This is a genomic window from Sphingomonas sp. CFBP 13720 (assembly GCF_014842075.1).
GTDB lineage: Bacteria > Pseudomonadota > Alphaproteobacteria > Sphingomonadales > Sphingomonadaceae > Sphingomonas.
In genome coordinates this window covers 315910-341532 of sequence record NZ_JACYVA010000004.1, presented here as the reverse complement: position 1 = coordinate 341532, position 25623 = coordinate 315910, and the positions used below count along the sequence as shown (strand labels likewise).

Annotated in this window: 28 protein-coding genes; all 28 read right to left on the bottom strand. The window is 63.8% G+C overall.

What is annotated here, in order from left to right:
• On the bottom strand, nucleotides 1–732 hold the full coding sequence (locus tag IFT55_RS11325) for a biotin--[acetyl-CoA-carboxylase] ligase (RefSeq protein WP_192092044.1): 732 nt from the start codon (nucleotides 730–732) through the stop codon (nucleotides 1–3).
• On the bottom strand, nucleotides 699–2144 hold the full coding sequence (gene nuoN / locus IFT55_RS11320) for an NADH-quinone oxidoreductase subunit NuoN (RefSeq protein WP_192092043.1): 1446 nt from the start codon (nucleotides 2142–2144) through the stop codon (nucleotides 699–701). The genes IFT55_RS11325 and nuoN overlap by 34 nt, the downstream gene beginning before the upstream one ends.
• The gene (locus IFT55_RS11315) at nucleotides 2144–3712 is read right to left on the bottom strand and encodes an NADH-quinone oxidoreductase subunit M (RefSeq protein ID WP_192092041.1); all 1569 of its coding nucleotides are present in this window, start codon (nucleotides 3710–3712) and stop codon (nucleotides 2144–2146) included. Before IFT55_RS11315 ends, nuoN begins: the two co-directional genes overlap by 1 nt.
• Before the next feature lie 37 nt (nucleotides 3713–3749).
• Complete coding sequence (gene nuoL / locus IFT55_RS11310) at nucleotides 3750–5852, bottom strand: NADH-quinone oxidoreductase subunit L (protein WP_192092039.1); 2103 nt, start codon at nucleotides 5850–5852, stop codon at nucleotides 3750–3752.
• Nucleotides 5853–5886: 34 nt separating this feature from the next.
• A complete protein-coding gene (gene nuoK / locus IFT55_RS11305) occupies nucleotides 5887–6192 on the bottom strand; it encodes an NADH-quinone oxidoreductase subunit NuoK (RefSeq protein ID WP_192092037.1) in 306 nt (101 codons plus the stop codon).
• Nucleotides 6189–6800 carry an NADH-quinone oxidoreductase subunit J gene (locus IFT55_RS11300; protein WP_192092035.1) on the bottom strand — a complete coding sequence of 204 codons (612 nt, stop codon included), beginning with the start codon at nucleotides 6798–6800 and terminating at the stop codon, nucleotides 6189–6191. The genes nuoK and IFT55_RS11300 overlap by 4 nt, the downstream gene beginning before the upstream one ends.
• A gap of 115 nt (nucleotides 6801–6915) precedes the next feature.
• Nucleotides 6916–7401: an NADH-quinone oxidoreductase subunit NuoI gene (nuoI, locus tag IFT55_RS11295; protein ID WP_192092033.1), complete on the bottom strand. Its 486-nt coding sequence runs from the start codon at nucleotides 7399–7401 to the stop codon at nucleotides 6916–6918.
• On the bottom strand, nucleotides 7398–8504 hold the full coding sequence (nuoH, locus tag IFT55_RS11290) for an NADH-quinone oxidoreductase subunit NuoH (protein WP_197976433.1): 1107 nt from the start codon (nucleotides 8502–8504) through the stop codon (nucleotides 7398–7400). Before nuoH ends, nuoI begins: the two co-directional genes overlap by 4 nt.
• Before the next feature lie 26 nt (nucleotides 8505–8530).
• Entirely contained in the window at nucleotides 8531–10546 is a 2016-nt protein-coding gene (nuoG, locus tag IFT55_RS11285) for an NADH-quinone oxidoreductase subunit NuoG (protein ID WP_192092029.1), read from the bottom strand.
• A gap of 111 nt (nucleotides 10547–10657) precedes the next feature.
• Nucleotides 10658–11962: an NADH-quinone oxidoreductase subunit NuoF gene (gene nuoF / locus IFT55_RS11280; RefSeq protein ID WP_192092027.1), complete on the bottom strand. Its 1305-nt coding sequence runs from the start codon at nucleotides 11960–11962 to the stop codon at nucleotides 10658–10660.
• Between the two features lie 2 nt (nucleotides 11963–11964).
• Nucleotides 11965–12135, bottom strand: a complete 171-nt coding sequence (locus IFT55_RS11275) for a hypothetical protein (RefSeq protein ID WP_192092122.1) — start codon at nucleotides 12133–12135, stop codon at nucleotides 11965–11967.
• A complete protein-coding gene (locus tag IFT55_RS11270) occupies nucleotides 12132–12812 on the bottom strand; it encodes a complex I 24 kDa subunit family protein (protein ID WP_192092025.1) in 681 nt (226 codons plus the stop codon). The genes IFT55_RS11275 and IFT55_RS11270 overlap by 4 nt, the downstream gene beginning before the upstream one ends.
• A complete protein-coding gene (locus IFT55_RS11265; protein ID WP_342029292.1) occupies nucleotides 12812–13144 on the bottom strand; it encodes a nuclear transport factor 2 family protein in 333 nt (110 codons plus the stop codon). Before IFT55_RS11265 ends, IFT55_RS11270 begins: the two co-directional genes overlap by 1 nt.
• Nucleotides 13141–14361 (bottom strand): NADH-quinone oxidoreductase subunit D, encoded by a 1221-nt coding sequence (locus tag IFT55_RS11260; RefSeq protein WP_192092023.1) that lies wholly within the window; start codon nucleotides 14359–14361, stop codon nucleotides 13141–13143. Before IFT55_RS11260 ends, IFT55_RS11265 begins: the two co-directional genes overlap by 4 nt.
• Nucleotides 14362–14385: 24 nt before the next feature.
• Nucleotides 14386–15231 (bottom strand): NADH-quinone oxidoreductase subunit C, encoded by an 846-nt coding sequence (locus IFT55_RS11255; RefSeq protein WP_192092021.1) that lies wholly within the window; start codon nucleotides 15229–15231, stop codon nucleotides 14386–14388.
• Complete coding sequence (locus IFT55_RS11250; RefSeq protein WP_192092019.1) at nucleotides 15228–15797, bottom strand: NuoB/complex I 20 kDa subunit family protein; 570 nt, start codon at nucleotides 15795–15797, stop codon at nucleotides 15228–15230. Before IFT55_RS11250 ends, IFT55_RS11255 begins: the two co-directional genes overlap by 4 nt.
• On the bottom strand, nucleotides 15788–16162 hold the full coding sequence (gene ndhC / locus IFT55_RS11245) for an NADH-quinone oxidoreductase subunit A (RefSeq protein WP_192092017.1): 375 nt from the start codon (nucleotides 16160–16162) through the stop codon (nucleotides 15788–15790). The genes IFT55_RS11250 and ndhC overlap by 10 nt, the downstream gene beginning before the upstream one ends.
• A gap of 188 nt (nucleotides 16163–16350) precedes the next feature.
• Complete coding sequence (locus tag IFT55_RS11240; protein WP_192092015.1) at nucleotides 16351–17166, bottom strand: inositol monophosphatase family protein; 816 nt, start codon at nucleotides 17164–17166, stop codon at nucleotides 16351–16353.
• 127 nt (nucleotides 17167–17293) lie between these two features.
• A complete protein-coding gene (gene efp, locus IFT55_RS11235; protein ID WP_192092013.1) occupies nucleotides 17294–17857 on the bottom strand; it encodes an elongation factor P in 564 nt (187 codons plus the stop codon).
• A gap of 36 nt (nucleotides 17858–17893) precedes the next feature.
• A complete protein-coding gene (locus IFT55_RS11230) occupies nucleotides 17894–18484 on the bottom strand; it encodes a M23 family metallopeptidase (protein WP_192092011.1) in 591 nt (196 codons plus the stop codon).
• Between the two features lies 1 nt (nucleotide 18485).
• Nucleotides 18486–19475 (bottom strand): L,D-transpeptidase family protein, encoded by a 990-nt coding sequence (locus tag IFT55_RS11225; RefSeq protein ID WP_192092009.1) that lies wholly within the window; start codon nucleotides 19473–19475, stop codon nucleotides 18486–18488.
• 67 nt (nucleotides 19476–19542) lie between these two features.
• On the bottom strand, nucleotides 19543–20229 hold the full coding sequence (thiE, locus tag IFT55_RS11220; RefSeq protein WP_192092007.1) for a thiamine phosphate synthase: 687 nt from the start codon (nucleotides 20227–20229) through the stop codon (nucleotides 19543–19545).
• 992 nt (nucleotides 20230–21221) lie between these two features.
• The gene (locus IFT55_RS11215) at nucleotides 21222–22127 is read right to left on the bottom strand and encodes a fructose bisphosphate aldolase (protein WP_192092005.1); all 906 of its coding nucleotides are present in this window, start codon (nucleotides 22125–22127) and stop codon (nucleotides 21222–21224) included.
• A 25-nt stretch (nucleotides 22128–22152) separates the two neighbouring features.
• A complete protein-coding gene (locus tag IFT55_RS11210) occupies nucleotides 22153–22467 on the bottom strand; it encodes a type II toxin-antitoxin system PemK/MazF family toxin (protein WP_197976420.1) in 315 nt (104 codons plus the stop codon).
• Nucleotides 22468–22475: 8 nt separating this feature from the next.
• Nucleotides 22476–22712, bottom strand: coding sequence for a ribbon-helix-helix protein, CopG family (locus tag IFT55_RS11205; RefSeq protein WP_192092003.1), 237 nt, complete (start codon nucleotides 22710–22712; stop codon nucleotides 22476–22478).
• 145 nt (nucleotides 22713–22857) lie between these two features.
• Nucleotides 22858–24048: a phosphoglycerate kinase gene (locus tag IFT55_RS11200; protein ID WP_192092001.1), complete on the bottom strand. Its 1191-nt coding sequence runs from the start codon at nucleotides 24046–24048 to the stop codon at nucleotides 22858–22860.
• An 88-nt stretch (nucleotides 24049–24136) separates the two neighbouring features.
• The gene (locus IFT55_RS11195; protein ID WP_192091999.1) at nucleotides 24137–24598 is read right to left on the bottom strand and encodes an MOSC domain-containing protein; all 462 of its coding nucleotides are present in this window, start codon (nucleotides 24596–24598) and stop codon (nucleotides 24137–24139) included.
• Nucleotides 24599–24603: 5 nt separating this feature from the next.
• Entirely contained in the window at nucleotides 24604–25611 is a 1008-nt protein-coding gene (gap, locus tag IFT55_RS11190; RefSeq protein WP_192091997.1) for a type I glyceraldehyde-3-phosphate dehydrogenase, read from the bottom strand.
• Between the last annotated feature and the right edge of the window lie 12 nt (nucleotides 25612–25623).

Here is a 25623-nt window from a genome sequence, read left to right as displayed (position 1 = left end):
TTACAGGAACACGTCACCGGCATGGATGATCTCGACCGCGCCGTCAGGGAGTTTCAGCCGGAGCGCCCCACTAGGCTCCAGCCCGTCGAACCGCCCCTGCGCCGTGCGACCAACGGCCAGACGGGCTGTCAGCGGCGTCCCGACCGGATGCGCGAGCGCTAGCCAGCGCTGGCGAATAACCGCCATCCCCGACGCGCGCCAGTCGGATAGCCGTGCCGCGAAGGTCGCAGTCAGACCGTCGAGCAGCGCCACCAGCTCCATACGCAAGCCCTGTGCGGCCAGACTGGTCGTCGTCCGGTCCGGCAGGTCGGGGTGCCGTCCGACATTGACGCCGAAGCCCGCGACCACCGCGTCGCCTGTGCCACGTTCCAGCAGCATGCCCGCCAGCTTGGCGGTTCCGACCATCAGGTCGTTGGGCCATTTGATCCGAGCCAGTCCCGGCGCAATGTCCTCGATCACCTCGGCCAACGCCACGCCCGCGACCAGCGCGAGCGAGGGTGCCGGCGGATCGCCCGGCCTCAGGCGGACGATCGTGCTGGCGAACAAATTGCCCGCACCGTCGATCCACGGTCGCCCCTGCCGCCCCCGGCCGGCCGTCTGCCGTTCGGCGCGAAGCCAGTTGCCCTCCGCCGCGCCCGCCGCCGCAGCGGCAAGCAGATCGGCGTTGGTCGAACCGGTTTCGCCGACGACCCGGATCGTCAGAACAGCGCGACCGCCGCCGACATCGTCCATGCGGTCAATGCCGGGATCAGGAACATGCCGACCGGTGAGATCAGCACGGCCGTCGCCACGATCAGACCGCCTTCGACCAGTGCCTGTTCGCGAACGAACGCAGGCGCCGGCTCATCGAAGTACATCGTCTTGACGACGCGCAGATAATAATAGGCGCCGATGGTCGAGGCGGCGATACCGATGACCGCTAGTGGGAACAGCCCGGCGCGCACGGCCGCATCGAACACGGCGTACTTTGCCCAGAAGCCGAGCAGTGGCGGAATACCGGCCAGCGAGAACATGAAGATCGCCAGCGCCAGCGCGAGTCCGGGCCGGGTGCGCGACATGCCCGAAAGGCTCGCCAGCGTTTCGACCGGCTGACCGTCCTCGCCCCGCATCTGCAACACGATCAGGAATGAGCCGAGCGTCATGACCACGTAGATGGCCAGATAGAACAGCACACCCGCGATACCTTCCGGCGTACCGGCGGCGAGACCGACCAACGCGAACCCGACATTGTTGATCGACGAGTAAGCGAGCAGACGCTTGATATTCGTCTGCCCGATCGCGGCGACCGCGCCGAGCACGATCGAGGCGAGCGCCGCGAAGATCACGATCTGCCGCCATTGATCGGTCGCCGGGCCCATTGCCTCGACGGCAACGCGCAGCGCCATGGCCACGGCGGCGACCTTCGGCGCGGACGCGAAGAACGCCGTGACCGGGGTCGGAGCACCTTCATATACGTCCGGCGTCCACATGTGGAACGGCACGGCCGCCAGCTTGAACGCCATGCCCGCGAATACGAACACCAGCCCGAACAACAGGCCCATGTTCCGCGGCCCGGCATAGGCCAGCGCGATATCGTCGAACAGGGTCGTCCCCGCAAAACCGTACAAGAGGCTGATACCGTATAGCAGGATGCCGGACGCGAGCGCACCCAGCACGAAATACTTCAGTCCCGCTTCGGCCGAACGCGCATCGCGCCGCATGAAGCTGGCAAGGACGTACCCAGACAGGCTCTGCAGTTCGAGACCGACATAGAGTAGCAGCAGATCCGCCGCCGACACCATCATGCCCATGCCGCATGCCGACAACAGGATCAGCACCGGATATTCGGGCTTCAGATTGTCACCGGTCGATCGCGCGAAAAAGCGCGGGGCAATGATGATCGCGACTGCCGATGCAATATAAATCAGCGCCTTGGCAAAACCCGCGAACGCATCGGCACGGTACATGCCGTCAAAGGCGATGCCGCCCGACGTGCCGTTCCCGACCAGCGCGACACCCGCGCTCGCCAGCACGAACACCGCCGCGATGCTGACGCCGCGCGTCGCGGCCTGCTTGCCCCATGCCGATACCAGCATCAGGACGATCGCGCCCGCTGCGAGCACCAGCTCGGGCAGGGTCATCGACAATTGTTCGGCGTAGTTCATCAGTGCGATTCCCCGTGCGTCGCTTCGCCGCCGCCCGTTTGATGGTGCGCGGCCGTGGCCGCCGCCGCTGCCGGATTGCCCGGAGTCGGCCGTGAGTCAGAGGCAGGTGCCGCCCGTTCGATCCGCTGCAACAGCAACGCGACGTCGCCACGCATCGGCGCGATGAAGCTTTCGGGATAAACGCCCATCCACAGCACCACCGCCGCGATCGGGGCCAGCAGCGCCAGTTCGCGTCCCGACACGTCGGACATCGACTTCACATCATCATGCACCAGCTCGCCCAGCGCGATCCGACGATAGAGATACAGCGAATAGGCCGCGCCGAGGATGATACCCGTCGTGCAGATCAGCGCAGCCCATGTCGACACACGATAGGTGCCGGCAAGGCTCAGGAACTCTCCGACGAAGCCAGAGGTGCCCGGAAGGCCGATCGATGCCATGGTGAACAGCAGGAAGAACACGGCATAGCGCGGCATGTTGATGGCCAGACCGCCATAGCGCGCGATCTCGCGGGTATGAAGCCGATCGTAGATGATGCCGACGCACAGGAATAACGCGCCCGATACCAGCCCATGGCTGAGCATCACGATCATCGCACCTTCGATACCCTGCTGGTTGAATGCGAACAGGCCGATCGTAACGATCGCCATATGCGCGACCGATGAATAGGCGATCAGCTTCTTCATGTCCGCCTGCACCAGCGCGACGAGCGAGGTGTAGACGACCGCGATCGCCGACAGCGTCAGGATCAGCCACGTCAGTTCGCCCGAGGCCTCGGGGAACATCGGGATCGAGAACCGAAGGAAGCCGTATCCGCCCAGCTTGAGCAACACGCCCGCCAGGATCACCGAACCGGCGGTCGGTGCCTGAACGTGCGCGTCCGGCAACCAGGTGTGGACCGGCCACATCGGCATCTTGACCGCGAAGGATGCGAAGAACGCCAGCCACAGCCATGTCTGGACATGCGCCGGGAAGTCGTACGCCATCAGCGTCGGGATATCGGACGTGCCCGCCGTCGTGACCATATAGATCATCGCGATCAGCATCAGCAGCGAACCGAGCAGCGTGTACAGAAAGAACTTGTACGACGCATAGATGCGGTTCGCGCCGCCCCAGATGCCGATGATGAGATACATCGGGATCAGCCCGCCTTCGAAGAAGACGTAGAACAGCAACAGGTCCTGCGCCGCGAACGTGCCGATCATCAGCACTTCGACACCCAGGAACAGCGCCATATATTCGGGGACGCGGTTCGTCACCGACTTCCACGACGCGCCGATGCAGATCGGCATCAGGAAAACGCTGAGCATGATGAGTAGTAGCGCGAAGCCGTCGATGCCGAGCGCATATTGAAACAGCCCGAAATCGCCCAGCGCGGGCCGTTCGACGAACTGCCACTGCGCGCCGCCAACGTCGAAACTGGTCCACAGAACGACGCCCAGTGCGAAATCGATCAGCGTGGCGATCAGCGCCGTCGAGCGTGCGGCATTGGCCGACACGAACAGGCACAGGATCGCCGCGACTGCCGGCACCAGCAGCATCACCGACAGGATCGGGAAGCCGTTCACTTGTTATTCCCCCGAACCATTTGCTTGAAGACGCGCATCACGACGCGATCGCCCATGTGACCGCCGCGGTCAGGCCGATCAGCATGACGAAGGCATAGGTATAGAGATAGCCGGTCTGCATCCGTACGGCGAGGCGGCTTGAAAAGCCGACCAGCGCCGCCGACCCGTTGGGGCCGAACCGGTCGATCGTACCTTCGTCGCCACGCTTCCAGAAGAAACGGCCCAGCGCGAAGGACGGTCGTACGAACAGCAGGTGATACAGTTCGTCGAAATACCATTTCCGCAACAGGAAGCGATGAAGGACGCGGAACGTCTCCGCGATCCCCGCCGCCGTCCCCGGCCGCGCGATATAGACATAGAAGGCGCTGACGAAACCGATCACCATGACGATCGTCGCCGCCAGCTTCACCAGCAACGGCACCTCGTGCATCGCGTGCATCAGATGTTCGTCGAAGAACAGGCTGCCCTTCCAGAACGTTGCACCCGCCTCTGCTTCGATGAACCAATGGTGGAATACGTAACCCGCCGCCACCGCACCGACCGTCAGCACGATCAACGGGATCAGCATCGGCAACGGGCTTTCGTGCGGCTGATAGCCTGCCGTGCCTTGGACGACGTCGCTGGCATGGGCGTCGTGCGTCGACGGTGCGTGGCCCCCGTCTTCCGCCGCCGGATGCGCGTCATGACCGTGATCGTCGTGCCCGTGCCCGTGCGCGTCACGTCCATGACCATGCGCGTCGTGGACGGCATGCTGGATGTGCTCCGACCCTGCCCAGCGCGGCTTGCCGAAGAACGTCAGGAACATCAGCCGCCACGAATAGAAGCTGGTCAGAAGCGCAGCGAACGTACCGACATAGAAGGCGCCATAGCCCCCCGGCCCCGATGCCCATGCCGCTTCAAGGATCGCGTCCTTCGAATGATAACCGGCGAAACCGCCAATGCCATAGATACCGACACCGGTGATCGCGAGCGTACCAGCGAGCATCGCCCAGAAGGTCAGCGGAATATGCTTCCGCAAGCCGCCATAGAACCGCATGTCCTGTTCATGGTGCATCGCATGGATGACCGATCCGGCCCCCAGGAACAGCAGCGCCTTGAAGAAAGCGTGCGTGAACAAGTGGAACATCGCCGCACCATAGGCGCCGACCCCCGCCGCGAAAAACATGTAGCCGAGTTGCGAACAGGTCGAATAGGCGATGACGCGCTTGATGTCGGTCTGGACCAACCCGATCGTCGCTGCGAACAGACACGTCGCCGCGCCGACCCCCGTTACTACCGCCAGCGCGGTCGGTGAAGTCTCGAACATCGGCGAGAGGCGGCACACCATGAAAACGCCCGCCGTGACCATCGTGGCAGCGTGGATCAGTGCCGAGACCGGAGTCGGCCCCTCCATCGCATCGGGCAACCATGTATGCAGCCCAAGCTGCGCCGATTTGCCCATCGCGCCAACGAACAGCAACAGGCACAGCACCGTCATCGTGTCCGCACGGAACCACAGGAAGCCGATGGTCGATCCGGCCATCGACGGCGCGGCCTGAAGAATTTCAGGGATCGAGATGGTGTCGAACACTAGATAGGTGCCAAAGATACCGAGCATGAAGCCGAGATCGCCGACCCGGTTGACCACGAACGCCTTGATCGCCGCCGCGTTCGCGCTTGGCTTGCGGAACCAGAAACCGATGAGAAGGTAGCTGGCAAGGCCCACGCCTTCCCATCCGAAGAACATCTGAACGAGATTGTTGGCCGTCACCAGCATCAGCATCGCGAAGGTGAACAGCGACAGATAGCTGAAGAAGCGCGGCTGATCGGGGTCCTCGCTCATATAGCCCCAGCTATAGAGGTGGACGAGCGCCGAGACGCTGGTGATGACGACGAGCATCACCGCGGTCAGCGCGTCGACCCGCAACTCCCACGCAATGTCCATGCTGCCCGACACGATCCAGGTCGACACCGGCGTGACGCCCGCGACTGCCGTACCGGTCAGGAACGGGACGAACACGCTCCACGACAATGCAACCGCAACGAACAGCCCTGCGGTCGTCACGACCTTCGGAAACGCGATGCCGAACCCGCGGTTCGCGAGACCCGCGACCACCGACGCCAGCAGCGGCAGGAACACGATGATATGGATGGCAGTCACGGACGCACCCCCAAAATGCGAAATGCCACCGGCATCACCCCTTCATCCGGTTGACGTCGTCGACCGCGATCGAACCGCGGCCACGGAAATAAATGACCATGATGGCCAGTCCGATCGCGCTCTCGCCGGCGGCGACCGCCAAGACGAACATCGCGAAAATCTGTCCGACGAGGTCGCCAAGCTGCGCCGAGAAGGCGACGAAATTAATGTTCACCGCCAGCAGGATCAGCTCGATCGACATCAGGATGACGATCAGGTTTTTGCGGTTCAGGAAGATGCCAAGCACCCCCAGCGTGAACAGGATCGCCGCGACGATCAGATAATGCGTCAATCCGATCACAGTTCGACCCCCTGCCCGATGGACTGATTGACGTTGCGCGTCGCGTCCTTGGCACGCCGGTTGATTTGGCGATTGATGTTCTGCGCTTTGGCATCGACTCGCTTGCGCTGAGTCAGCACGATCGCACCGATCATCGCGACCAGCAGCACCAGTCCGACGCCTTCGAACACGTACAGATAGCGCGTGTAGAGCAACCGCCCGATCGCCTCGATATTGGGCACCGCCGCTTCCGTCGGCGCGATCCGCCGCGCCATGTCGATCCGGCCGGCGGTCCATGCATAGGCGCCGACGATTAGCTCGACCGCCAACAGCACCGCCAATGCCAGTCCGGCCGGCAGATAGCGGACGAAGCCGGCGCGCAGCTCGGCAAAGTCGATATCGAGCATCATGACGACGAACAGGAACAATACCGCCACCGCCCCGACGTAGACGATGATGAGCAGCATCGCGATGAACTCCGCCCCGCACAGCACCATCAGGCCGGCTGCGTTGAAGAAGGCGAGGATCAGCCAGAGCACCGCGTGGACCGGATTGCGCGACGTGATCGTCAGCGCGGCCGATGCCACCACGACCGTGGCGAACAGATAGAAGGCGAGTGTCTGGATCACGAGCGCTGCTCTTCCCCCTGCCCGACCCGCATGGATGCACGGGACGATACGCTAAGCAAATTGCCGGCACCGCGCCGCTGTGCGGCCCGGATGACGGTACGGAATATGCGCGCCATTACCGGTAGGGCGCGTCGCTCGCAAGGTTCGCGGCGATGGCGCGTTCCCAGCGGTCACCGTTCGCGAGCAGCTTGTCCTTATGATAGATCAGCTCTTCGCGGGTTTCAGTGGCGAACTCGAAATTCGGCCCTTCGACGATCGCGTCCACGGGGCAGGCTTCCTGGCACAGACCGCAATAGATGCATTTGGTCATGTCGATGTCGTAGCGGGTGGTACGCCGCGACCCGTCATCGCGCGGTTCCGCCTCGATCGTGATCGCAAGCGCCGGGCACACGGCCTCGCACAACTTGCAAGCGATGCAACGCTCTTCGCCGTTTGGATAGCGGCGCAGCACGTGCTCCCCCCGGAACCGCGGACTGATCGGGTTCTTTTCATACGGGTAGTTGATCGTCGCCTTCGCCTTGAAGAAATACCTCAGGGTCAGGGCGTGCGCCTTCACGAACTCCCACAAGGTGAACGAACGGATGACTTGAGCGACACTCATGACAGGCAGCCTTGCGGGTACTTGGTTGCGTGGGACACTTCGGATGCCGGCGCATGTAACGTGTACCGCGCAACGGGTGTGCCCGGACACGGGACCCGCTTCAGCATCAGATAGCCGGAAATCAGGAACACGAAAAGCAGCGAGAGCGGTAGGAAAACCTTCCACCCCAACCGCATCAGCTGGTCGTAGCGGTAGCGCGGCACGGTCGCCTTGATCCAGCTGAACACGAAGAAAAAGAAGAACGTCTTGAGCAGGAACCAGATGATGCCGGGCAGGACATAGAGCGGCGCCCAGTCGACCGGTGGCAACCAGCCACCCCAGAACAGCAGCGCGTTTAGCGCGCACATCAGGATAACGTTGGCATATTCGCCCAGCCAGAACAGCGCGAACGCCATCGACGAATATTCGGTCTGATACCCTGCGACCAGTTCCGATTCTGCCTCGGTCAGATCGAACGGCGCACGCGCGGTTTCCGCCAGCGACGAGATCAGGAACACCACCGCCATCGGGAACAGCAGCGGGTTGAACCCGAAGCCATTGATGAAGCCGAAGATATGGGCGCGCTGTTCGAGCACGATCGTCGTCAGATTGAACGAACCTGCCCAAAGCACGATCGAAATCAGCACGAAGCCGATCGCGACCTCATAGCTCACCATCTGTGCCGCAGCGCGCAGCGCCGAATAGAACGGGTATTTCGAGTTGGATGCCCAGCCCGAGATGATGACGCCGTACACGCCGAGCGACGATGCCGCGAGGATGTAGAGCAGCCCGACGTTGATATCAGCGACAACCACGCCGACGTCGAACGGAATAACCGCCCATACGATCAGCGCCACGGTGAAGGTTATGATCGGCGCCAGCAGGAACAGACCGCGATTTGCCGACGACGGCACGATCGTTTCCTGAAGGAATACCTTCAGCCCGTCGGCGAACGACTGGAGCAGGCCGAACGGCCCGACGACGTTCGGACCACGGCGCAGCGCCATCGCCGCCCAGATCTTGCGATCGGCGTAGATGATCATTGCCACCGCCAACATCAGCGGCAGCGCAATGACGAGAATGCCTACCAGCGTGGCGACGGTCCATGCCCAGCCATAGGACATTCCGACGGTAGTTTCGAAGAACGAAGTCACTCGGCGGCCTCCGCGAAATCCTGGCCATGGACGAGTTCGGCCGAGCAACGCTGCATCGTCGGACTGGCCCGGCAGATCGCGTTGGTCAGGTAGAAGTCGGCGATCGGATAGGTGACCGCGCCGCTGCCCTTAGCGTCGAGCGCGGGCGGGTTCCAGTCGTAACCGGCCAGTCCCTCACTTGCCAGCGCCGGGACCGCCGCGAACATCGCCCGGCGCAGGCCGGCGTAGTCGTCGAACGGCAAGGTGTGACCCATCACTTCGGACAGCGCGCGCAGGATCGTCCAGTCCTCACGCGCGTCGCCCGGCGGGAACACCGCCCGGTCGCCGCGCTGCACGCGCCCTTCGAGATTGACGTACGTCCCCGGCTTTTCGGCATAGCTCGCGCCGGGCAGGATGATGTCAGCCGATTGCGCGCCCTTGTCGCCGTGATGGCCGATATAGACCTTGGTGCTGTTCGCGAACCGGCTGAAATCGACTTCGTCCGCGCCGAGGAAGAAAACAAGCTTCGGTTCGGCAGCAGCGATATCGGCGATACCGCCTGGCTGCGCGTATCCGAGCATCAGCGCGCCCATCCGCGCGGCGGCGGTGTGGACGACGTTGAAACCGTTCCACGTCGTACCGTCGTCAAGCGTGCGGACCAGATTGCCGTCGCGCGCAAGGTTCAGCGCGGCGGCATGGCCGTTCGTGAGCGCCCCCGGTCCGACGATCACCAGCGGCCGCACCGCAGCGTCGAGCGCTTCCGCCGCACGGTCGGGCAATCCGCCAAGCAGCCCCAGATCGTTGCCAAGCCATTCGACCTTGTAGGTCAGATCGACTTCGGGACCGATGCCGAACACGCGGGCGCCGCGCTTGATCGCCTTGCGAACGCGCGTGTTGATCAGCGGAGCCTCGCGGCGCAAGTCGGTGCCGACCAGCAGGATCGCGTCCGCCTCCTGCACGCCCGCGATCGTCGAATTGAACGCCACCGCGCCCAGATTCGTCACGTCATACGCCATCCCGGTCTGACGACCTTCAAGCAGCGACGATCCGCAGGCTTCGACAAGCGACTTCGCAGCGAACATCGTCTCGCAGTCGAGCAGATCGCCCGCGATCGCCGCGACCGACGATCCGGCATTCACCGCCGCGATGGCCGCGAACGCTTCGTCCCACTCGACCGCAACCAGCTTGCCGCCCCGCCGGAGATAAGGCTTGTCGAGCCGCTTGCGCACCAGACCGTCGACGACGTGACGCGTCTTGTCGTGCGCCCATTCCTCGTTCACGTCCTCGTTGATTCGAGGAACGCAGCGCAGCACCTGCCGTCCGCGGCTGTCGAGACGGATGTTGGTGCCGACCGCGTCCATGACGTCGATCGACAGCGTCTTCTTCAATTCCCACGGCCGGGCCTCGAACGCATACGGCTTCGACGTCAGCGCGCCCACCGGGCAAAGGTCGACCACGTTGCCGGACAGTTCGCTCGTCACCGCCTGTTCGAGATAGCTGGTGATCTGCATGTTCTCGCCACGATAGATCGCGCCGATCTCCTCCACGCCCGCGACCTCTTCGGCAAAGCGGATGCAGCGGGTGCACTGGATGCAGCGGGTCATGATCGTCTTGACGATCGGACCCATGTACTTCTCGGTAACGGCGCGCTTGTTTTCGTCATAGCGCGATACGCCGCGACCATAGGCGACCGACTGGTCCTGCAGATCGCATTCGCCACCCTGATCGCAGATCGGGCAATCGAGCGGATGGTTGATGAGCAGGAATTCCATCACGCCTTCGCGCGCGGCCTTCACCATCGCGCTGTCGGTGCGGATTTCCTGATTGTCGGCGGCGGGCAGCGCGCAGGATGCCTGCGGCTTGGGCGGCCCCGGCTTTACTTCGACCAGACACATCCGGCAATTGCCGGCGATCGACAGTCGTTCGTGATAGCAGAAACGCGGGATTTCCTTGCCCGCCGCTTCGCACGCCTGCAGGACCGTGGCACCTTGCGGCACCTCGACCTCGATCCCGTCGACTTTAACCTTGGGCATTCGAGCCATTCCCATGCAATGCAGCGATCACTCCGCCGCTGTGCGTCACACCATCGAAGCTACCGCCCACGCTTGGACGGACTGCCGTTGCGATCCGGTACAGCGCCGCTATCATTCTGCGGCCTCCTGCATCGGACGACCGGCTGTGCCGTTCTTTTCGTTGATCCGGCGTTCCAGTTCCGGGCGGAAGTTCTTGATGAGCCCTTGGATCGGCCATGCCGCCGCGTCGCCCAGCGCGCAGATCGTGTGCCCTTCGACCTGCTTCGTTACCTGTTGCAGGGTATCGATTTCGGACAGGTCGGCATCGCCGGTGCGCAGCCGTTCCATCACGCGCCACATCCATCCGGTGCCTTCGCGGCACGGCGTGCACTGGCCGCAGCTTTCGTGCTTGTAGAAATAGGACAGCCGGCTGATCGCACGGACGACGTCGGTCGACTTGTCCATCACGATGACCGCCGCCGTACCCAAACCGGAACCGACGGCCTTCAATCCGTCGAAATCCATCGGCGCGTCCATGATGTGCTCGGCCTTGACCAGCGGCACCGACGAACCGCCCGGAATCACGCACAGCAAATTGTCCCAGCCGCCGCGGATGCCGCCGCAATGCTTCTCGATCAGTTCGCGGAACGGGATGCTCATCGCTTCTTCGACCACGCATGGACGGTTCACGTGCCCGCTGATCTGGAACAGCTTGGTGCCCTTGTTCCCTTCCGCACCGAAGCTGGAGAACCATTCCGCCCCACGACGCAGGATCGTCGGTACGACCGCGATCGATTCGACGTTGTTGACGGTGGTCGGGCACCCATACAGGCCCGCGCCGGCCGGGAACGGCGGCTTGAGCCGGGGCTGGCCCTTCTTGCCCTCCAGCGATTCGAGCATGGCGGTTTCTTCGCCACAGATATACGCGCCGGCACCGCGATGCGCGAACACGTCGAAATCATAGCCCGACCCGCAAGCGTTCTTTCCCAGCAAACCCTTGGCATAGGCTTCGGCGATCGCGGCGAAGAGCGTTTCTGCCTCGCGGATATATTCGCCACGGATATAGATATAGGCCGCACGCGCGCGCATCGCGAACCCGGCGACCAGCGCGCCTTCGATCAGCTTGTGCGGATCATGACGGATGATTTCCCGATCCTTACACGATCCCGGCTCGGATTCGTCGGCATTGATGACGAGGAAGTTCGGCCGGTCGGGCTTGGGGGCCTTCGGCATGAACGACCATTTCGTCCCGGTCGGGAAGCCTGCACCGCCACGTCCGCGCAGGCCCGATGCCTTGATGCGGTCGATGATATTGTCCGGCCCCAGCGCCAGCAGTGCCCGGGTATTGTCCCAGTCGCCGCGCATGACCGCCGCATCCAAATTCCATGGCTGGAACCCGTACACGTTGGTGAAGATGCGATCCTTGTCGGCTAGCATCCTTATCGTCCCTTCCCGATCGCCTTTTCGGCGATGAAATATACCGCGACCATCGCGGCCACGGCGATCAGCACGCCGACCAGCTTCAGCGCGCCGATGAACAGCTTCAGCGCGATCCACAGCACAACGATGCCGACGAGTACCGCCAGCAACAGGCGGCCGAGCCCCCTCACGATGCGTTGCCCCATTCGGGGCGATAGTCGTGGTTGGCGGTCATCATCGCCGACAGGTTGGTCGGTTCGCCGACCGGTTCGACCGTATGCCGGCCCGGCTCCTGCGTGCCCGGCTTCGGCGTCTCACCACGGCCCAGCGCTTCGAGGATCACCGTCATGCGGTCGTAATCGAGATCTTCGTAATTATCATCGTTGATCTGGACCATCGGCGCGGAAGCGCAGTTGCCCATGCATTCGACCTCGGTCAGCGTGAACAACCCGTCCGGCGTCGTCCGCCCCTTCACCAGCCCGCGATTCTTGCAGGCTGCGAAGACGTCGTCCGACCCGCGCAGCATGCACGGCGTCGTACCGCACACCTGCACGTGATAGCGACCGACGGGCGCCAGGTTGAACATCGTGTAGAAGGTCGCGACCTCGTACACGCGCATATACGCCATGCCCAGTTCGCGGGCGACGAACTCGATCACCGGCACGGGCAACCAGCCCTGCGTCGCGGTTTCGGTGCCGACCTGACGCTGTGCCAGATCCAGGAACGGAATCGTGCACGATTGCTGCCGCCCGGCCGGATAGCGGGCGACGATCTCGCGCGCCTTTTCGGCATTGGCCGGCGACCATGCGAAGCTACTCCAGCGCGCGCGGACTTCGGCTTCGTCGGGAATGTTGGGGGCGTCGGCCATCAGCGAATGAACTCCACGCGGTCGACCCGGTCGCCGCTGAACGAATAGACGGTTATCACGTCGAACGGTTCGGCTTCGGGCGAACGGCGGACGCGTTCGTGCAACACGACCCGTTCGCCCAACTCGAACGATTGCAGAACTTCGGCGTGGTTCTGCGGATATTCGGCGAACACCGCCGCCATACCGCTGGCCACCCCGGCCCGTCCGTCGCGGACCACGTCGCCCCGATACTGCGCTTCGCAACCCTCCTCAGCAAAGAAAGCGGCATAGCCCTCCGCATCGCGGGCATTGTAGCGCGCCATCATCGCCGTCACGGTATCGATCCGGCTCACCGGTCGCACTCGCCAAACACGATATCCATCGCGCCGAGGATCGCGGTAATGTCGGCGAGCATGTGGCCCTTCGCCATGAAATCCATCGCCTGGAGATGGCTGAACGCCGTCGGGCGGATCTTCACGCGGTACGGCTTGTTGCTGCCGTCGGACACCATGTAGATGCCGAATTCACCCTTCGGGCTTTCGGTTGCGACATACACTTCGCCCGCCGGGACGTGATAGCCTTCGGTGTACAGCTTGAAGTGATGGATCAGCGCTTCCATCGACCGCTTCATTTCCGCCCGCTTGGGCGGCACGACCTTGCGATCGAGCGATGCGATCGGCCCCTCGGGCATCTGCGCCAGACACTGCTTCATGATGCGGGCAGACTGGTACACTTCCTCGACACGAACCATGAACCGGTCGTAGCAATCGCCCCGCGTCCCGACCGGAACGTCGAACTCAACCCGGTCATAGGCGTCATAGGGCTGCGACTTGCGCAGATCCCACGGAATGCCGGCACCACGGATCATCGGACCCGAAAAGCCCCACCGCACCGCATCTTCACGGCTGACGATGCCGATATCGACGTTCCGCTGCTTGAAGATGCGGTTCTCTGCGACAAGGCTGATCGCATCGCCGAACAGCCTCGGCAAACGGGTGTCGAGCCAGTCCGCAATGTCGGTCAGCAGCTTGAGCGGCACGTCCTGCCGGATACCGCCGGGACGCAGGAAGTTCGCGTGCATCCGTGCACCCGACGCCCGCTCGTAAAAGTTCATCGTGTCTTCGCGCAGCTCGAACATCCACAGGTTCGGCGTCATCGCGCCCACGTCCATGACATGCGAGCCGAGGTTCAGCATGTGGTTCATGATGCGGGTCAGTTCGGCGAAGAACACGCGCAGATACTGGGCGCGCAACGGCACCTCGATATCCAGCAGCTTCTCGACCGCAAGAACGTAGCTGTGCTCCATACACATTGGCGAGCAGTAATCGAGGCGGTCCATGTACGGCAGGGCCTGCGCGTACGTCTTGTACTCGATCAGCTTCTCGGTGCCGCGATGAAGCAGCCCGACATGCGGATCGATCCGTTCGATGATCTCGCCATCCAGCTCGGTCACCAGACGCAGAACGCCATGCGCCGCAGGATGCTGCGGACCGAAGTTGATCGTGTAGTTCTGGATCTCGACGTCGCCCTGCGCGGCATGGGCGGTTTCGAGCGGATCGTAATCAGCCATGGATCGGGCTTTCGGAAAAGAGGCTCACTGGTTCTGCCCCCCCTTGCCGGGCACCACATCGGGATCGACCGGCTTGTCCTGCGGACGGTTGCCGGGATGCGGATTGCCCGCGCCGGTCTGTCCGGTATTTTCAGTCGTCTTGACCTCCGGCGCATCGGCGCGGGCGGGCTTCACGCTCTCATCGGCGCGCTTGACCTGATCTGCGGTTACCGGTGACGGCGACCCTGGCGCCTGTCCGACCGCCGGCTTGGGCACCGCGGCCTTTTCATCGCCGGGCAGGACGTATTCGGCCCCTTCCCACGGACTCATGAAATCGAACGTACGGAAATCCTGTGCCAACTGCACCGGCTCGTACACTACGCGCTTGGCTTCCTCGGAATAGCGCATCTCGACATAGCCGGTCAGCGGAAAATCCTTGCGCAGCGGGTGACCCCGGAAACCATAGTCGGTCAGGATACGACGCAGGTCGGCGTTCCCGCTGAACAGCACGCCGTACATGTCGTACACTTCGCGCTCCAGCCAGCCGGCATTGTACCAGATGCCGGTCACCGTCGGCACCGGCGCGTCTTCATCGGTCGTCACCCGCACGCGGATGCGATGGTTCCGCGTCATCGACAGCAGGTGATAGACGACGTCGAAGCGTTCGGGGCGTTCGGGATAGTCGACGCCCGCAATCTCGGCGAGCATCTCGTACTTCAGGCCCGGCGTGTCGCGCAGCGTCTCCATCGCAGTCACCAGACGGTCGCGATCGACGGTCAGCGAAACCTCGCCGACCAGATCCTGCGAATGGATCAACATATCGCCCAGCGCCGCTGCGGCGGCATCGATCACGCCGTCGTTGGCCAGAAAGCGGGGTGCGGGTGCCCTCACCGTTCGATGCTCCCCGAACGACGAATTTTCCGCTGCAACTGCATCACGCCGTACAGCAGCGCTTCGGCGGTTGGCGGACAGCCCGGGACATAGATGTCCACTGGCACGACCCGGTCGCAACCGCGAACGACGCTGTAGCTATAGTGGTAATAGCCGCCGCCATTGGCGCAGCTGCCCATCGAAATGACATATTTCGGTTCGGACATCTGGTCGTACACGCGGCGCAGTGCCGGAGCCATCTTGTTGCACAGCGTGCCCGCCACGATCATCACGTCGCTTTGGCGCGGGCTGGCGCGCGGGGCGGCGCCGAAGCGCTCCATGTCGTAACGCGGCATGTTGACGTGGATCATCTCGACCGCGCAGCACGCCAGACCGAACGTCATCCACCACAGCGACCCGGTCCGCGCCCACTGGAACAGATCCTCGGTCGACGTGACGAGGAAGCCCTTGTCCGTCAGTTCGCCGTTCAGGTCGTTGAAGAACCCCTGTTCGGGAGCCTGTACGGCGCCGCCAAGCGCGTTGCTCTCACCGAAGCCGTGCGGCGGCGTGGTCAATTCTACTCCCATTCGAGAGCTCCCATCTTCCAAGCGTATACGAGACCCAGTGCAAGTTCGCCGATGAACACCATCATCGAGATCCACGCGGTCCAGCCAAGGTCGAAAACCGAGACTGCCCAAGGATATAGGAAGGCTGCTTCGAGATCGAAGATGATGAACAGGATCGCCACCAGATAAAAGCGCACGTCATACTGGCTGCGCGAATCCTCGAATGCGGGAAAGCCGCATTCATATTCACTCAGCTTTTCGGCCGACGGCTTGTGCGCACCGGTGAAACGCGACGCCACCATCGGCAGCACGACGAAGGCCGTCGACAGCACCAGGGCGACGCCCAGGAACATCAGGATCGGCAGATATTGCGACAGGTCGACCAAGGCAGGGTCTCTCGCGGTTGCGGAATAAGTGGTCCGGCTTCTAGGCCGATGACCACAGCGCTTCAAGGGCGGAACAGGATGAGAATCACTCGCAAAACCGGCACGCTGCGAGTGCGTTTCACGCACCCACGACATCGGCCCCGGGACAGGTGCCGGTCAGGTCGTGCGTGGGCGGAGAATCCGCCGGTTTAGCGGAGTGCGCCGGCCACCAGCTTGTGCAGGCGAGTCTGCATCTGTTCGTTGCTGGCCAGAACCTCGCCCTTGTCATAGGCGCGATCGGCACCACGGAAATCGGTGACGAAGCCACCTGCCTCGCGGACGAGCAAGATTCCGGCGGCGACGTCCCATTTCTTCAGGCCCGATTCCCAGAACCCGTCGAATCGGCCTGCCGCAACATAGGCCAGATCGAGCGCGGCCGATCCGAAGCGGCGGATGCCGGCAACCTCGGGCGCGACCGCGCCGAAGATGCGGGTCCATTCGGCGAAATTGCCGTGGCCGAGGAACGGGATACCGGTCGCGATCAGCGCTTCGGACAGGTCGCGGCGCGACGACACGCGCAGGCGCTGACCCTGCAACCATGCACCCCGGCCCTTTTCGGCCCAGAAGCCTTCGTCCGTGATCGGATTATAGACCATCGCGCAGGTGATCTCCGGCTTGCCGCCCATGCCGATCGGTTCCTCGACCGCGACCGAGATCGAGAAATGCGGGATACCGTGCAGGAAGTTGCTGGTGCCATCCAGCGGATCGACGATCCAGCGCGGACGGGTGGGATCGCCGGCAATCTCGCCCGCTTCCTCGACCAACAGGCCCCAGTCCGGCCGGGCGCGCTGCAATTCCTCGATCAGCGTTTCTTCGGCGCGCTTGTCGGCCATCGACACGAAATCGGCGGGTCCCTTGCGGCTGACCTGCAAATTCTGGACCTCGCCGAAATCGCGGCGCAGGCGCGGGCCGGCCTTGCGGACGGCGCGTTCCATGACGGTAATCAGACCGGACTGGGCGGACATTGGCGAATTCCTGTTACTTCTGAAGCAGCGCCGCGAGCGACGCCGATATCGTCGGTCGCGCTATGCGCGCCGGTCGGGCTGGCAGGTCGAGGCACTGGCGTACACCAACACTTCCACCCGCCGCGCCTCAGTCGGCCCGCCGCACATAGGTCTGCTCATAGACGTCGACGACGATGCGCACGCCTGCGCCGATATGCGGCGGCACCATCACGCGAACGCCGTTGTCGAGCACGGCCGGCTTGTAGGACGACGACGCCGTCTGCCCCTTCACCACCGCATCCGCCTCGACGATCAGCGCCTCGATCGTGTCGGGCAACTGTACGCTGATCGCTTCCTCGTCATACAGTTCCATGACGACATCCATGCCGTCCTGCAGGAACGCGGCGGCCTCGCCCAGCAGGTCGCGCGGCAGCGACACCTGGTCATAGGTTTCTTTGTCCATGAACACGAGCATGTCGCCTTCGGGATACAGGAACTGGAAGTCCTTGGTATCCAGCCGGATACGCTCGACGCTTTCGGCGGAGCGGAACCGGACGTTGTTCTTGCGGCCATCGCGCAGGTTCTTCAGCTCGACCTGCATATACGCGCCGCCCTTGCCAGGCTGGGTATGCTGGATCTTCACCGCGCGCCAGATGCCGCCTTCATACTCGATGATGTTGCCGGGGCGAATGTCGACGCCGCTGATCTTCATGGAACCATACCTGTTGGAAAGAGCGAAGCAGCGCCCTTAGCCCTGCGGCCGTCCGTGGGCAAGCAGCGGATAGGGATCGATCGAGCGCCCGCGATGCCACGGCTCACCTGGCATCAGCCGTTCAATCCCGAAATGGAGATGCGTATTGCCGCGCCCGGCGTTGCCCGTGTCGCCGACATAGCCCAATACCTGCCCCGCGCGCACGGCGATCCCTTCGCGCATGCCGGCCGCATAGCCGTCGAGGTGCGCGTAGTAATAGGATAGTCTCCGGTCGGGCGAGCGGACATAGAGGGTGATCCCGCCGCCGCCCCGGCTGAAAAACAGCTTCTCCACCGATCCCGGAGCGGCGGCAATCACCGGGGTGCCACGCGGTGCCATGATGTCGGTGCCGGTATGCCGCCGCATTCCGCCGCCACGCAGGTCGCCCCAGCTATGCGCGATCTCCCGCCAAGCGACACCCTGCACCGGTAGCGTCAGCATGCCGTCGGGCACGGCGGTGCGTTCAACCGTCACGGGTGCCGCCCGGCGCGGTCGGGCGGCACCCGATCCGCCGAAATCGACCAGCGCCATCGCCGCAGCAATCAGTGCCGCGAACAGACCAATGAAGATACAGCCGATGCGGTTCATTTTACGGCTGGAAGATTGCGGGCACCCCCGGCTTCACCATCAGTGACAATCGCGCCGCATCCCAGTTGGTCAGCCGGATGCATCCGTTGCTTTCGGTCCGGCCGATCTTTTCGGGTTCGGGCGTGCCGTGAATGCCGTAATGCGGTTTCGACAGGTCGATCCATACGACACCGACCGGATTGTTCGGGCCGGGCGGCACGACCTGCTTCTCATCGGACTTGTCGGCACGCTTCAGGATCGCCGGATTATATTGCCAGTCGGGATTGGCGGCGACGCCCTTGATCGTCCATTTGCCGATCGGCAGCGGGTCGGTCGCCGATCCCATCGTCGCGGGGAACTGGGCGATGATGCGATCGCCGGCATAGGCGCGCAGCCAGCCCTCCGACTTGTCCACCACCACCCGGTCCGCCTGTGGCTGGGTCGCGTCGACGTTCAGATCGCCCAGCGTCTTGCGATAGGTCTCGCTCAGATCACCCGGGTAGGCGCGCGATGCCGGCAGTACGTTGGGAAACACGACCGACGTGCCGGCCCGCAACTTCGTCTCGCTGCTATTCAGCGCGACGAGCGTGGCCGGCGTAGTGTGGAACATCTCCGCCAGCTTTTCGAGCGGCGATCGATAGGCCAGCGTCGGCAGCTTCGCCTGATCCGCATATTCCTTCGGCGTCGGGTTCACATAGGGTCCGGCCAGCGCACGGTCGGACAGGGTCAGGGTCACTGTTGCCGGACGCATGTTAGGGTTGAGCGCCCGTAACGTTACTGCGTCGAGCTTGCCCGTCACCGGCAGCCCCTTCGCGGTCTGGAACCCCCGCAACGCCTTCATCAGCGCCGCGCCGCCCTTGCCGTCGATCACGCCGGAGGTAAAGCCGTGCCGGTCGAGCAGCACCTGCGCATGCAGGACGGCGGGCTCGAACGCCGGAACCGGCGGCGGCGACTGCGCCATCGCAACGCCCGCCGCCATCGTCATCATCGTCGCCAATGCCAATCGCTTCATGTCCTGCCCTCACCCGCATCTCGTTGAGGAAAGACAACGAACCGGACCGGCGCTGGTTTCGTTCGTCCTATTTCGCGAGGACTTCGTTGAAGGCGCGCACCGCTGCGGCCTCGTCGCCGTTCCACACCGCGCCCGACACCGCGAGGAAATCCGCGCCTGCGGCGACCAGCGGTGCGGCATTGGCCGGCGTGATGCCGCCGATCGCCACGCTGGGAAGTTCGAACACTGCCGACCACCATGACAGGATCACCGGCTCGGGCACGTGCCGCACTTCCTTGGTCGTAGTCGGATAGAATGCGCCGAAGGCGACATAATCCGCCCCCGCCTCGCCCGCTTCCATCGCAAGATGGCGGCTGTCGTGGACAGTCACGCCGATCTGCGCGTTCAATCCCAACACGTCGCGCGCCTCGCGCGGATCGCCATCCTCCTGCCCGAGATGGACGCCGTCCGCGCCCAGCCGCTTGGCGAGGCTGATGCTGTCGTTGACGAGGAACGCGACGTCATGGTCGGCACAGATGCGCTGCAGCGGCTCGGCCAGCTTCGCGGCGGCGTGCTGGTCGACGTCCTTCACCCGGAACTGGAACGCCGCCACTGGCCCGGCATCGAACGCGCGCGCCAGCCGGTCGGGAAACGCGCCGGTCACGTCGAGCGGCGATACGAGATAGAGCTGGCACGGCGGTCGCCGCTGGTCGCGGACGAACTGCTTCGCGAAATCGGGGGACAGCGGGCCGAGCGGGTCTTCGTTCAAAGTCATGGTGCCTCCCTGCCCCAGCGGCGACGGCGACGGAAGGGCGCACGCATCAAAGTTCATGGAATCGACACTTGCGCGCCGTGCGCGAGCGGGTTTGCAGGCCAAAGGTCACGAAAGTCACACTCGTGCGCAATTGCGAGCGGACGCGATCGGCTGCGCCGGAACGGTCGATGCCGAACGGGCTACGAAGCGAAAGAGCGTGGACGATGACCGTCCGAGAATCGACGATGGCAGCAAGCAGCCGTGTAGGACAGCGTCGATCCAGTGAATCCGTCGCGCGGTGCCGCCCTATGGAGCGGTTCGGTCGCAGCCGTCCCTTACCGAACCAGCGCGGCGCATTAGACGCATCATGCGTCGCCTTCCGCGTGTCGTCGTTGACGCGGGGATGGTCGCCCGACCCGCTGCGCAGGTGGAGGAATGAATGCGTCTGGCGCTATCCGGTTTGGGGAGAGCAACTTCAGTTCAGTCCTCGTGCCGACCCGCAACGGCGCCGTTCGTCACCGTAGCGCAACGGGCCAATCGGGTTCGGGTAAAAACGCGATAGGAATCTTTCCCGGATCGCCCTTGCCCGGAAAGTCTTCGCGTCGCCGGGGGCCTTTGCATCGCGCAGGAAGGTCGCACGGATCGTTCAGCCACGTACTGAGCAGTTTTTGTTTCTAAAACAGACGCGTCCAAGATATTCCTGATTCATTCCGCGAAGTTCGCGAGGAATGCCCGACGGGTTACGTCAACCGCAAAGCGATACGGGCGAAATCCGATGCGAAGCGGCAATGCCCTAACTGTCGGCAGGAGGAAGGCCTGCCGGATATTTGACTGCCCATCATACTCCGCCACAAGCAATTACGTTGGCGGCGACGATCGCAGCTGCCTGTTCCGTACGTTCGAGACCGATCGGCACGCAAATGCCACCGATTATACGGAGCGACGCGGTGCCGGCATGCGTACGGGCGGCGACCGCATGTCGCCGCCCACAATACGGGTCGGCACCGTGCCGGTTACGCCGCGACCGGCGTCTTTTCGGTCGAGGCGCAATGAATCTCGTCGATCGCCTGTCCGAGCGCGGCGTCGAACTCTTCCTCGCTCATTTGCACACGAAGATCGGAGAGCAGTGCGCGGCTGAAGCTGGCGATGATGCCGGGATTCTTGGCAAGTTCAACGCAGGCTTCCGTACGCGCGAACCCGCCGGACAGCGCGACTACGCGCAGCACGCGGGGATGATCGACCAGCGGCTGGAACAGGCCCGCCTTCTCAGGCAGCGACAGCTTCAGCATGATCTTGTCGTCGCCGGTCAGCGTGTCGAGCGCCTTGACCAGTTCGTCGAGCAGGATCGCATCGGCGTCGGCGCGTTCGGCGCTCTTGATGTTCACTTCGGGTTCGATGATCGGCATCAGCCCGTGGGCCAGCACCTGATCCGCGATCTCGAACTGCTGTTCGACGATTGCCGCGATGCCTTCGCGGTTGGCGAGATTGACGACCGAGCGTTCCTTCGTGCCGAAGATGCCCAGTTTGGTCGCGCGCGCCAGCAGCGTGTCGAGTTCGGGCATCGGCTTCATCAGCTGCACGCCGTTCGCCTCGTCCTCCAGCCCCTTGTCGATCTTGAGGAACGGGACAACGCCCTTGTCGGCCAGCGCCTGCGGCACGGACACGCCGCCCGCCTGCCCGTCCATGGTGCGTTCGAACAGGATCGCGCCGATCACCTTGTCGCCGGTAAAGGCGGGCGACAGGATAATGCGCGCGCGCATGTCGTGGATCAGCCCGAACATCGCCTCGTCGCCGCTCCATGCGCCGTCCTCGACACCATATCCCTTGAGCGCCTTCGGCGTGGACCCGCCGCTCTGGTCCAGTGCGGCGATGAAGCCCTGTCCATCGGCAATCTTCGCGGTCATTTCGGACTTGTTCATTTCGGTCCCCTTCGTTTCGCGGAGTTCAGAGCGCGAGCCAGCGCCGGAGCGCCTGGTCCACCTGCTCCATGGATGTTGCAGTTGCCTGACCGAGCACGCGGACGATGCGGCTGCGGCGCAGGGTCTTGAGCTTGTCGACCTGTGCCTCACTCTCGACCGTGATGCCGGTCGTGTCGGAAGGCGCGAAGGGCACGCGGAACAGTGTCTCACCGCCGGTCAGGCTGGTCATCGGCACCAGCGTGACCGAGGCGTGCGCTTCGTTGAACAGATCGGACTGGACGACGAGAAACGGCCGGCGCTTGGTCGACAGCCCCTCCGGTCCTTCGACCAGCACGATCATGCCCCGGATTATTTCCATCGCCCGTCCTCGGCCTCGACCCGGTCGAAAAACGCCCAGTCGGCGCCGTCGTCGCGGACAGCGGCGCGTTCGGACTGGCGGCGGGCCTCGGCACGAAACGCTTCGTCGTGCAGCTCGACGTACCGACGCACGGCATCGCGCGCGATATCGCTCTTCGACCGGCCCTGCGATCGGGCGACGTTCGCAAGCCGCTCTTCCAGTTCACTGTCGAGTCGTACGCCTAGCACCCTGCCCTCGCCGTTTAACGTGTTGAACGGTTAAGCCGGGCGGCCGTGAGGATCAAGCGTGTTATTGGGCAACCGTCAGATTAAACAGGAAAGGGCGCCGACCTTGCCGGTCGACGCCCCATGAGACCCGCGACAAAACCGTCGTTCAGCGTGCCAGTGCGGCGACGCCGGGCAATGCCTTGCCCTCCATCCATTCGAGGAAGGCACCGCCAGCGGTCGATACGAAGCTGAACTGATCGCCCACGCCGGCCTGATTGAGCGCGGCGACGGTATCGCCACCGCCGGCGACCGATACCAGTGATCCGTCGGTCGTCAGCGCAGCCGCCGTACGCGCCAGCGCAACGGTGGCCACGTCGAACGGTGGCGTCTCGAACGCACCCATCGGCCCGTTCCACACCAGCGTACGGCAATTCTTCAGCACGTCGCCCAGCGCTTCCGTCGCCGCCGGCCCTACGTCGAGAATCATCTCGTCGGGGGCGACTTCGTGGACGTTGACCGTGCGCGTCGAGGGATTCGGCTTGAACTCGGTCGCGACCACCACGTCATAGGGCAGATGGATGGTGCAGTTCGCCTTCTCCGCCGCCGCGAAGATATCGTCGGCAGTACCCGTCAGATCATGCTCGCACAGCGACTTGCCGACATTCACACCACGCGCGGCAAGGAACGTATTGGCCATGCCGCCGCCGATGATGAGGTGATCGACCTGCCCCACCAGATGGCGCAGCACGTCGAGCTTGGACGACACCTTGGCACCGCCGACGACAGCCGCGACCGGGTGCTGCGGGTTGCCCAGCGCCTTGTCGAGCGCGTCCAGTTCCGCCTCCATCTGCCGCCCGGCAAAGGCGGGCAGGACGTGCGCCAGACCTTCGGTCGATGCATGCGCGCGATGGGCGGCGGAGAAGGCGTCGTTGACGTATAGATCACCCAGCGCCGCAAACCGCGCGACCACCGCCGGGTCGTTCGTTTCCTCGCCGCCGAAGAACCGGGTGTTCTCCAGCACGGCGATATCGCCGGGGCGGAGCATCGCGACATTCGCGGCGTCGCCTTCCCAGTCGATATAGCGCACTTCGCGGCCCAGAACGTCGCTGAGCGGCCGGACGACTGGTGCCAGGGACATGGTCGGGTTCGGCTGCCCCTTGGGCCGGCCGAAATGCGCGAGGATCAGCACGATCGCGCCACGGTCCGCCAGTTCGGTGACGGTGCCGATCGTCGCGCGCAGCCGCGTATCGTCGGTCACCGCGCCGTCGGCCATCGGCACGTTCAAGTCTTCGCGCACCAGCACCCGCTTGCCGGTCAGTTCGCCCATGTCGTCCAGCGTCTTGAAATTGCGGCTCATGTCGTGCCTCCCAAAAGTCGTTCGGTTCGAGCGGCATCGAGCGAAGCCGGAGTGCGTCCGTCGAGAAGGGTTCTCGGCAGGCTCGAACCTAACGGGGTTGTTCCAAAACTATCGTATCGCCGACCGCGATCACGCCACCCTCGATCACCCGCGTCAACGCACCACCGCGCCAATCCGCGATCAGCGCGCCACGCAATCCTTCGGCGATCGTCTCCATGCGGCTGCACGGATCGCATTCCTTGGTGACTTCGAGCAATACCGGTCCCACGCGAAGCAGCGCGCCGCGCGTCTGCGGCAGATCGAAACCTTCGACCAGCAGGTTGGCCCGCCGTTCCCACCATGGCAGGTCGTGGCCGACGTCGCGCATAGCACGCGCCCAGTCGTCGACTTCCATCAACGACACCTGACGCTCGTTGCGGCCGGGTTTCAGCGCACCACGAAAATCGCCGTCAAGACCGGTTTCGACGGTGATCCGCACCGTCTGGACCAATTCGATCGGTCCACGCGAAAAGGCGTGGCGGGCGATGCCCTTTAGGATACCGCCCGCCATCCGCCTCAGCCGAGCTTCGCCATCGCGGTCGCGGTGTCGACCATGCGGTTGGAGAAACCCCATTCATTGTCGTACCAGCTGACCACACGGACCAGCTTGCCGTCGAGCACGGCGGTTTCGAGGCTGTCGATCGTCGACGACGCCGGGGTATGGACGATATCGATCGACACCAGCGGCTCGTCGGAAAACACCAGCACGCCCTTGAGCGGGCCAGATTCGGACGCCGCCTTCAGGATCGCGTTGACCTCGTCCTTCGTCGTGTCGCGCTTCGGCGTGAAGGTCAGGTCGACGAGGCTGCCGTCCGGCACGGGGACGCGAACCGCCGACCCGTCGAGCCGGCCCTTGAGTTCCGGCAGCACTTCACCGACCGCGCGGGCGGCGCCGGTGGTCGTCGGGATCATCGACATCCCCGCCGCACGTGCACGACGCAGATCAGGGTGGATCTGGTCGAGGATCTTCTGGTCGTTGGTATAGGCGTGGATCGTGGTCATCAGGCCGCGTTCGATCCCGATGGCATCGTTCAGCACCTTTGCGACCGGCGCGAGGCAGTTGGTCGTGCAAGACGCGTTCGACACGATCGTGTGACCGGCCTCCAGCTTTTCATGGTTGACGCCGTATACGACGGTCAGGTCGACATTCTTGCCGGGCGCGGAAATCAGCACGCGCTTCGCACCGGCATCGATATGCTTCTGGCAGCTGGCGCGGTCGGTGAAGAAGCCGGTGCATTCGAGCACCAGTTCGACGCCGAGTTCACGGTGCGGCAGGTTCGCGGGATCGCGCTCCGCCGTCACCTTGATCCGCTTGCCGTCGACGACCAGATCGTCGCCGTCCGCCGCGACCTGACCCGGATATTTGCCGTGGATCGAATCGCGGCTGAACAGCCATGCGTTCGACTTGGCGTCCGCCAGATCGTTGATCGTGACCAGATCCAGCCCGCAATCGGGACGTTCGAGGATCGCGCGCGCCACCAGACGACCAATGCGTCCGAACCCGTTGATCGCTACTTTCGTCATATCCGCGTCTCC

Bases quoted from the DNA above. Each gene is read 5' to 3' on its own strand.
- nuoF (WP_192092027.1), bottom strand. From the start codon at position 11,962: ATGCTAGCCGACAAGGATCGCATCTTCACCAACGTGTACGGGTTCCAG.
- IFT55_RS11215 (WP_192092005.1), bottom strand. From the start codon at position 22,127: ATGAACAAGTCCGAAATGACCGCGAAGATTGCCGATGGACAGGGCTTC.
- IFT55_RS11250 (WP_192092019.1), bottom strand. From the start codon at position 15,797: ATGGGAGTAGAATTGACCACGCCGCCGCACGGCTTCGGTGAGAGCAAC.
- IFT55_RS11195 (WP_192091999.1), bottom strand. From the start codon at position 24,598: ATGGCGGGCGGTATCCTAAAGGGCATCGCCCGCCACGCCTTTTCGCGT.
- nuoN (WP_192092043.1), bottom strand. From the start codon at position 2,144: ATGAACTACGCCGAACAATTGTCGATGACCCTGCCCGAGCTGGTGCTC.
- IFT55_RS11325 (WP_192092044.1), bottom strand. From the start codon at position 732: ATGGACGATGTCGGCGGCGGTCGCGCTGTTCTGACGATCCGGGTCGTC.
- IFT55_RS11260 (WP_192092023.1), bottom strand. From the start codon at position 14,361: ATGGCTGATTACGATCCGCTCGAAACCGCCCATGCCGCGCAGGGCGAC.
- IFT55_RS11240 (WP_192092015.1), bottom strand. From the start codon at position 17,166: ATGTCCGCCCAGTCCGGTCTGATTACCGTCATGGAACGCGCCGTCCGC.
- nuoI (WP_192092033.1), bottom strand. From the start codon at position 7,401: ATGAGTGTCGCTCAAGTCATCCGTTCGTTCACCTTGTGGGAGTTCGTG.
- IFT55_RS11225 (WP_192092009.1), bottom strand. From the start codon at position 19,475: ATGAAGCGATTGGCATTGGCGACGATGATGACGATGGCGGCGGGCGTT.
- nuoH (WP_197976433.1), bottom strand. From the start codon at position 8,504: ATGTCCTATGGCTGGGCATGGACCGTCGCCACGCTGGTAGGCATTCTC.
- gap (WP_192091997.1), bottom strand. From the start codon at position 25,611: ATGACGAAAGTAGCGATCAACGGGTTCGGACGCATTGGTCGTCTGGTG.
- IFT55_RS11200 (WP_192092001.1), bottom strand. From the start codon at position 24,048: ATGAGCCGCAATTTCAAGACGCTGGACGACATGGGCGAACTGACCGGC.
- thiE (WP_192092007.1), bottom strand. From the start codon at position 20,229: ATGACTTTGAACGAAGACCCGCTCGGCCCGCTGTCCCCCGATTTCGCG.
- IFT55_RS11230 (WP_192092011.1), bottom strand. From the start codon at position 18,484: ATGAACCGCATCGGCTGTATCTTCATTGGTCTGTTCGCGGCACTGATT.
- efp (WP_192092013.1), bottom strand. From the start codon at position 17,857: ATGAAGATCAGCGGCGTCGACATTCGCCCCGGCAACATCATCGAGTAT.
- IFT55_RS11270 (WP_192092025.1), bottom strand. From the start codon at position 12,812: ATGGCCGACGCCCCCAACATTCCCGACGAAGCCGAAGTCCGCGCGCGC.
- IFT55_RS11210 (WP_197976420.1), bottom strand. From the start codon at position 22,467: ATGATCGTGCTGGTCGAAGGACCGGAGGGGCTGTCGACCAAGCGCCGG.
- nuoG (WP_192092029.1), bottom strand. From the start codon at position 10,546: ATGCCCAAGGTTAAAGTCGACGGGATCGAGGTCGAGGTGCCGCAAGGT.